Source organism: Shewanella fodinae (assembly GCF_014651955.1).
GTDB lineage: Bacteria > Pseudomonadota > Gammaproteobacteria > Enterobacterales > Shewanellaceae > Shewanella > Shewanella fodinae.
Genome location: NZ_BMXW01000039.1, coordinates 1 through 7,331, shown reverse-complemented (window position 1 = coordinate 7,331; position 7,331 = coordinate 1). Strand labels below are relative to the sequence as shown.

The 7,331-nt window shown below is 46.6% G+C and carries 8 protein-coding genes and 1 pseudogene; 2 read left to right on the top strand and 7 right to left on the bottom strand.

What is annotated here, in order from left to right:
• Nucleotides 1-526: 526 nt before the first annotated feature.
• Nucleotides 527-973 (top strand): RNA recognition motif domain-containing protein, encoded by a 447-nt coding sequence (locus IE064_RS18000; protein WP_133040264.1) that lies wholly within the window; start codon nucleotides 527-529, stop codon nucleotides 971-973.
• A gap of 3 nt (nucleotides 974-976) precedes the next feature.
• On the opposite strand, the gene murI is transcribed toward IE064_RS18000, so the two are convergent.
• Nucleotides 977-1,756, bottom strand: a complete 780-nt coding sequence (murI, locus tag IE064_RS17995) for a glutamate racemase (RefSeq protein ID WP_189619042.1) — start codon at nucleotides 1,754-1,756, stop codon at nucleotides 977-979.
• Nucleotides 1,757-1,931: 175 nt separating this feature from the next.
• Between murI and trmA the strand changes: the two genes are divergently transcribed.
• Nucleotides 1,932-3,032 (top strand): tRNA (uridine(54)-C5)-methyltransferase TrmA, encoded by a 1,101-nt coding sequence (gene trmA / locus IE064_RS17990; protein ID WP_189619041.1) that lies wholly within the window; start codon nucleotides 1,932-1,934, stop codon nucleotides 3,030-3,032.
• 577 nt (nucleotides 3,033-3,609) lie between these two features.
• Here trmA and IE064_RS18325 read toward each other — a convergent pair.
• From IE064_RS18325 to IE064_RS17960, 6 genes and pseudogenes are all read right to left on the bottom strand, one after another.
• The gene (locus IE064_RS18325) at nucleotides 3,610-4,131 is read right to left on the bottom strand and encodes a phage tail protein (RefSeq protein WP_189619040.1); all 522 of its coding nucleotides are present in this window, start codon (nucleotides 4,129-4,131) and stop codon (nucleotides 3,610-3,612) included.
• A 43-nt stretch (nucleotides 4,132-4,174) separates the two neighbouring features.
• Entirely contained in the window at nucleotides 4,175-4,699 is a 525-nt protein-coding gene (locus IE064_RS17980) for a phage tail protein (RefSeq protein WP_189619039.1), read from the bottom strand.
• A gap of 52 nt (nucleotides 4,700-4,751) precedes the next feature.
• Nucleotides 4,752-5,276, bottom strand: coding sequence for a phage tail protein (locus IE064_RS17975; RefSeq protein ID WP_189619038.1), 525 nt, complete (start codon nucleotides 5,274-5,276; stop codon nucleotides 4,752-4,754).
• 98 nt (nucleotides 5,277-5,374) lie between these two features.
• Nucleotides 5,375-5,683 carry a DUF6916 family protein gene (locus IE064_RS17970; RefSeq protein WP_189619037.1) on the bottom strand — a complete coding sequence of 103 codons (309 nt, stop codon included), beginning with the start codon at nucleotides 5,681-5,683 and terminating at the stop codon, nucleotides 5,375-5,377.
• Between the two features lie 319 nt (nucleotides 5,684-6,002).
• Nucleotides 6,003-6,469: pseudogene (locus tag IE064_RS17965) on the bottom strand (transposase); the annotation flags it as partial.
• 60 nt (nucleotides 6,470-6,529) lie between these two features.
• Entirely contained in the window at nucleotides 6,530-7,198 is a 669-nt protein-coding gene (locus tag IE064_RS17960; protein WP_189619036.1) for a hypothetical protein, read from the bottom strand.
• Nucleotides 7,199-7,331 lie beyond the last annotated feature (133 nt).

Here is a 7,331-nt window from a genome sequence, read left to right as displayed (position 1 = left end):
ATTAAAAGTTTTTTGACTCTAATGAATGACTGTTCTATTCGAACACTCTTCAGTGAGTTTTAAATCGTTTTGCGATTTCATTCACTGCGAGTGCCCACACAGATTGCTTGATATTTTGTTAAAGAGCGCAATGTACATTTCCGCACATTTGGGGTTGCGTATTTTACGCAATCCGCTAAAGCCGTCAAGTAAACTTTGATTTAATTGAAGACTTTATCACCTAAAACCGCACATTGAGCTGTTCGCTCGTGGTGGTCAGTCGGTGTGGGGTGCATTATAGGCGGGAAGATTAACGGTGCAAGATCTTTTTGGAGGCAATTGATTCAGTCGCCGATCTTTTATCCACAGCGACTCAGACGGTGCTTTTTCGCGATTAATTAAGCTTCAAAAAGTTAGTTAACGGTCAATTTTGCGAGCGATGCTCACTTTTCCGGCAAAAGTCTGGTTTAACACTAAATAATTCATTACCATAGCCTTGGTTGTTAACACTATTTTATCATTTTAGTTTCATTGAGATCTTATTTATATGCAAAAGTCATTGCTCATCGTTTTACTCGTCGCTGTTTTTGGAGCCCTGGCGATCTATTTTTTGAATCTTCAAGTTCCTTCTTATCTCAGTTTTGCAGTAGGCGCGATCATTGCCGCCATTATCAATTTTGTTTCTGCTCCCAAAAACGCCATTGCAGCTGCAGCGTATAAAGGTCCAATCATGACGCTTTATGTCGGTAACCTGCCTTATCGGGTTAATGAAGCAGAAGTGAAGACGCTGTTTGAACAGTATGGTCCGGTCAATTCTGTACGGTTAGTACGTGATCGCAAGACTGGACGCCGCAAGGGTTTTGGTTTTGTCGAGATTGCTGAGAAAGGGGGCCAGCAGGCGTTAACTAAGCTGAATGATTTTATCTTTCAGGAACGGACACTGAAAGTCCGTGAAGCCAAATCACAGGATACCGAAAGAGAAGACGCCGAATAAGTGTCAGCTCACTTTATTGACACTAGTGAAACCGAGCTGCTGCAAGTTTTGTCTTAATCCGTCACCGATTGTCGCGGTAGTGTAATAGGCCGCGACAGTTTCCTGCTCAGTTGTATCCAAATCCGCTGGCAATAGCTCTTTGACTCTGCGGGCGATGGCTTCGCCAGAATCCAATAGCGCAATGCCGTGACCTAGTGCCTGAGCCAATTCTGTTTTAAGCATAGGGAAATGAGTACATCCCAACACCAAAACATCCAGCGCTGACTCGGCAATCGGGGCAAGGAGTTTCTGTAACTGCGATTGTGAAACCGGTATGCCTGCCATCTTCTGCTCTGCCAGCATTACCAATTCTGAAGAACCAAACAGTTCAACGCGACAATCCCCGGCAAACTTGCGAATAAGTTCATGGGTATACTCACGCTTAACGGTTCCTGGTGTTGCTAACAGCCCAATGTGATGTCGCTGAGACAATTGTGCTGCAGGCTTAATCGCCGGAACGACACCAACCACAGGGATACTCAGACACTGTCTTAGCGCTGGTAACACTAAGGTACTGGCGGTATTACAGGCAATCACCACAATATCTGCATTTAACTGTTTTACCATTGGCTCAATGAGCGCTACACAGCCACGGATGAGTTCCGCTTCGCCCAGTTCGCCGTAGGGCAAACGGGCATTATCAAATAGATAGTGGTAGTGCTGACCTGGCAGAAGTTGACGAATTTCCTGCAATACTGACAGGCCGCCAACACCGGAATCAAAAACCAGGATTGTGTGTGACAAGATGTGCCTCTGAGGATAAAACCTAATAACTATTGTTCGGATCGCAATCAGGCCGGATATTGTTTCACAGCCGTTGATAAACTGCAAAGCTGCCCTGTAATTGTCCGGTGAAACTTGAGCTATAGCGCCACTATGTTTACTATTTGCGCCCTAATTTTATGCAAGAGAGACTGTAATGGATATTGAAGCAATGGTGCCAGAACGCTACGACGAACAACTTGAGGTTAAGCGCCAGTTGCTGCAGCAGTCCTTTGCCGAGTTTACGCCTCCGCCACTAGAAGTGTTCACGTCCACCCCAGAACATTATCGGATGCGGGCGGAATTCCGAGTTTGGCATGATGGCGATGATCTATATTTCTGCGTCTATGATCAGCAAAACAAGCAACCTGTACGCTGTGACCAGTTTGTTCCAGCCAGTCGTTTGATCAATGAGATGATGTTAGCGCTGGTGACCGAGCTAAAACCTAACCCCACATTACGCCATAAGTTGTTTCAGGTAGATTTTCTGTCAACTATGTCTGGCGAGATTTTAGTATCACTGCTGTACCATCGTCAGTTAGACAGCAACTGGCAAACACAAGCACTGGCAATGAAGCAACGGCTGTCAGCACAGTTCCATGTGGATATCATTGGCCGAGCCCGTAAGCAGAAAATCGTTCTGGAGCGTGATTTTGTAACCGAACAACTCGAGGTAAACGGTCAGCGTTACCTGTACAAACAAGTGGAAAATAGCTTTACCCAGCCCAATGCCGGTGTTGCCTGCAAAATGTTGCAATGGGCCCAGGATTGTACCCGTAACAGCAAGGGGGATTTGCTGGAGCTTTATTGTGGCAACGGTAATTTTTCTATCGCACTGGCGCAGAATTTTGACAAAGTACTGGCAACTGAGCTAGCCAAACCCTCAGTGGAGTCGGCGCAGTACAATATCGCCATCAATAAAATACCTAACCTGCAAATCATCCGGATGTCGGCAGAAGAGTTTTCACAAGCCGTGACCACTGACCGTCAGTTTCGGCGGTTAGCAGGTATCGACCTTGGCAGCTACCACTGCAACACCATCTTTGTTGATCCACCGCGCGCGGGACTGGATCAGCAAACCGTGGAGATGGTGCAGGGGTACGACAATATTTTATATATCTCCTGCAACCCGGAAACCTTGAAAAGTAATCTGGAACAACTGTGTCAAAGCCACCGCATCAGCCGCTTTGCACTGTTTGATCAGTTCCCGTACACCGATCACATAGAAACAGGTGTACTGCTAGAGCGTATTAAATAAGGATACTTGTCGGTTTGACGATATAAAAATACTACTGGGTATAGGTGATAAAAGTCTTGGAATAGCCACGATACTATAGTTTCATGGATCATGGCTAACGCTGAAATAGTGCCAATAATATACTCAACCAAACCCTTAGAAAAATCCGCACTATCTTGGATGACGGCGCCTTGACGGTTTAATCAACCATGCACAACCAAGTTACTTCATGGTGAAACGATAGCCTACTGGATAAAAATACACTTTATATTCGTGAGTCATTCCAACTCGCTTTGCCAGATCGATTGCGACAACGTGTTTCATTGAACACATCTTCAGTTGCAGATGAGTAACACCTTCAGCATGGCTCACAGAAGCCGTTTGATAGAAGCGTCCATTTCATTAGTTGTATTAGTTCCTAATTGCGCTTCACCCGAGGAATAGAGGCGTCGACCCACCGCGTCAGGGATGACGCGGCGGAGCCCCATGGCTGGGTTTAAGCGTGTCGACGTTGGCAATGACCTCTGTGACCTAGCATTAAGAACACTTATTTAGCATTTTTTATCTTGAATCGTAGAGACCTCACATCAGACGCTATTTAGTTTCTGATGGGATAAACGCCCTCAAGCGCAATGCAGAAGGGGAGCGTCAGGTACGGTTGTAGATTAGGATGAGACATATTTTGCCCAGTCTTCCCGACCATAGATGAACTCATCTCGGTGGGCGTGTAAGGGATATCCTTATACTCAGCGACGCCATTCACATTAGCCAGGTAATGTCCTTGGGGAGCGGTTTGCTCTCCGGCTAAACGGTAGGCACTCGCCAAATGTGAATGGGTCGGTAGCATGCTCTCATCCAACCCGACCTCGTCGAGCCCCGGCATCTCTGCTATAACCCGATTAGTTAAGCCCGGCCCTTTCCCGGAATGCATTGGTGCCCGCCCCATTAGGTTTGGCAAAGCGAACGTGGTGCTACCGTTCCCGCCCCAGTAGTCCGATATCACAGAGAATAACGCCGGGTTTTCGCTGACACTCATTATCTGGCCATTACAGTATGCCCAACCATAGGGTGGAAAATTATAGGTGAAAATTCTTATCTCTCCGATGAATGGCTCTGCCATATTACCTCCTTGTTTTCAGACGAATATTGGTTTTAAAAAGGCATTAGTTTCTGGGGGGATAGGCACCTCGCATGGCGATAATAAAGTTAAGCACCAGAGAAGGCATGATGTTGTAATGCTGCTGATCACTGCCTGTTTCCCCGATCACCGAGTCAGGAAAATTCACCACCATCGAGGCCGTTGCTCCCTCACTATAAAATCCAGGGTTAGTTACCGCAGGAACATTCCCTGACGGAGAAATATCGCTGGCATCATCGGTAGAAGCATAAATGCTGTGCCGGTGTGGCGGGATCTGTGCTTCTGTTAAAAAAGCCGTTTCCATCCCATATCGCTGACCGATGGGGCGGAATGTCAGGCCAACACCCTGGCCGAAATGAACGGGGATCCGACCGCGCATGTCCGGCAAGCCAAATGTCGTGCGCCCATCCCCACCATAGATACTGCTCAATAAGCTGGCCAGAGCTTGATTGTTAACGATATCTACAAGCTGACCATCGCAGAAGGCCCAGTCGTGCGGAGCATAATTCCCGGCAAACATGCGTATCTCACCCAGAAATGGATCGGCCATAACCGTCTCCTTTTGAAAAAATATTCATAAGCTGATTGCAAACCAACGGCGGCTAATTCCGGGTTGGATACTCTCCTTTGAGCGCGATACAAAAATTGATCACTAGGCTAGGTTGTAAATTGGCATGGGCCTGCCCTCCGCCCGTTTCGCTGACACTGGTGGCAATTAAAGGTACGAGATTGTTGGGGGTGGCATAAATCGCGTCACTGGCTTGGGCCAAAACCCGTTGATCCGGGGCCAACCCCCCTTTGTCGGCCAGCTCTTCGGTCGCATAGAACGTGTGCCGGTGCGCGGGCAGTTCGGCAACCGTTAGTGTGACCTCTTCTTGTCCGCCAAAGGCTCCCCTGGCCTGAGCATAAGTCGCTCCCTGAGCCCAGTTGATATGGATTGGCGTTCGTCCACGTAGGTCAGGGAGTTTGAACACGTTCCTGCCATCACCGCCAAAGGTTACGCCAAGTAATGAATAGAGTGCCGCGTTGTCATTGATGGGCATCTCTTGTCCATCGCATAGTGCCCAGTCTTTTGGCGGGAAATTAAATCCGAACATCCGGATTTCTCCCAGAAAAGGCTCTGCCATGATCACCTCCTTATGATTTTCCGATATTGTTGATGTGCCGTAGAACGCTCATCGTGAGCGAGGTTCCTTAGCGTCGGCACGGGCTTCTTAGGCCGCCGTTAAGATTGTTTGAACGTCAGCGTGGCGTTGTACTCGAAGGAGTCCTCTTTGGGGCCCCCTGGCACCAGAAAAAGGCTGAATTCGCCTAGGGTGTCATTCTTCATGGGCCACTGTTTTTGCATTAAATAGCCTTCAGCCAGTGGCGCGACGAATGTCATGCCATAACCAGCAAACCCGCCACCGATGGAAGAAATTTCAGAGATGTGTTTTAAGGTGAGAATTTCCGGAGGTTTTTCCGGATCGTATTGAACTTCGAAGGTATTGTTTAACTGAGATTCGAACGCTGCGTGGGTGGGTAGCTCCGCCATGATCTTTCCTTGATGTACATGGGAAATCTGAATGAATGGGAGTATAGTTCGGGGCTATGAGAAATGCCAAAAATAACCGCAAAAACGGTCGTAAAGTCACGTTGTTGGGGGCGTAATGTATTGCCACTAACCGTTGTACGCGGTCGTGTCGTATACCGATAATTCGCTATGGTCTGCTGGCGTTGTTTTGGGGTTGATAATCGGATTATTAGTATGAAGCATGAGAGTTGCCTTATGTTTTGATTTAAGATTCGACACCTTTATCAAAACGGGTAACTCTTATCTTTTCAAGATGATGTGTCAGATCTAGTCTGAACTAATACACATAGACGCCACCAGACTCAAGCCAACACTGTTTGAGTTGACCAGTCAGTCGGTCATTATCGCGTTGCCGCTTCGACTTGGCGGAACTTCTCCACGCATAATACCCGCTCGGATGAACATCAAACAGCCGACACAGTTGTCGCACAGAGTGGCTGTGATGATGCTCTTGGATAAAGGCGTATCTTACTCGGGGTGGCTTGCGAAGTACGCCGCGGCTTTTTTTAACAGGTCACGTTCTTCCGTAACGCGCTTGAGCTCTTTTTGTAGTCATCGAATTTCGGCGGACTCAGCAGACTGCTGAAGGTGTTCCTCAGAGTCAGGACCATAGCGCTTAATCCAAGCATAAAGACTATGGGTGGTAGTACCTAAACGCTGAGCAACGTCAGCAACAGAATGACCGGCAACAGTGACTTGTTTTACTGCTTCGATTTTGAATTGTTCGGGGTAACGTTTATGGCTCATGGACACCTCTTTTTTAGCTAGTTTATCTAACTAAAAGGTGTCTAGGAAATCAGTGGCGATTCAATAGCCTACTGGATAAAAATACACTTTATATTCGTGAGTCATTCCATCCTCAATTAAGGGTAGCGTAATGGTAAAATACCCTTGTTCTCCGGCAAAGTTAGTATTTATCGCAACCAATTCACCGCAGAGAATGGTGGGGTCTGAGCGTAACTCTGAGGTTACCAAACTGAAATCTGTTGTCCTATGAGGAATATTAATGCTGTCTCCCTGGTAAAAATCATAGAAAGCTTTTTCTGACAATTCCGAGTAACTACATACCAATAACCCATTATCACCTTTTGCCAAACTGGGATAACGTTTAAGCTCTAAAAACTTAACAAGTGTTTTTTTACCAACACGATATTGATCTAAAATAATACCCGTTGTATCTAGCTTTATTCTCGGCGTTAACGAGGTGATAAATATTTCAATTCTGGCATTATTAAAAAAACCTAAATCCTTTGGTTTTGGAGGATAATTATACATTTCTGAAATACTAAACTTGACTTGTACGCCATCAGCAAAAGTCAGCACTGGGCTGGTGATTTTGGAGTCATAACCCCTATCAATCGGTCCAAGATATTCTTCTGTATCGACTTTTTGAAAACCATACGCAGAGTGGGTGCCATAAACATAATAAGCACATCCCGGCAATAGACCTGCCAACAAAAAAATAGATAACCCCATGTACACCTAGGGTCGGAGCACACTTTGAGCAATTTCTAACCAAAGAACACTTTTTCACGGTAGTCATCGCTCCAGCTAGCTTGTTTTAGTTTGTTCCGCTGGCTCGGTGAGCCGCAATCACACTGCCGCAGTA

Bases quoted from the DNA above. Each gene is read 5' to 3' on its own strand.
- IE064_RS17980 (WP_189619039.1), bottom strand. From the start codon at position 4,699: ATGGCCGATCCATTTCTGGGTGAGATACGCATGTTTGCCGGGAATTAT.
- IE064_RS17960 (WP_189619036.1), bottom strand. From the start codon at position 7,198: ATGGGGTTATCTATTTTTTTGTTGGCAGGTCTATTGCCGGGATGTGCT.
- IE064_RS17970 (WP_189619037.1), bottom strand. From the start codon at position 5,683: ATGGCGGAGCTACCCACCCACGCAGCGTTCGAATCTCAGTTAAACAAT.
- IE064_RS17975 (WP_189619038.1), bottom strand. From the start codon at position 5,276: ATGGCAGAGCCTTTTCTGGGAGAAATCCGGATGTTCGGATTTAATTTC.
- IE064_RS18325 (WP_189619040.1), bottom strand. From the start codon at position 4,131: ATGGCAGAGCCATTCATCGGAGAGATAAGAATTTTCACCTATAATTTT.
- IE064_RS18000 (WP_133040264.1), top strand. From the start codon at position 527: ATGCAAAAGTCATTGCTCATCGTTTTACTCGTCGCTGTTTTTGGAGCC.
- trmA (WP_189619041.1), top strand. From the start codon at position 1,932: ATGGATATTGAAGCAATGGTGCCAGAACGCTACGACGAACAACTTGAG.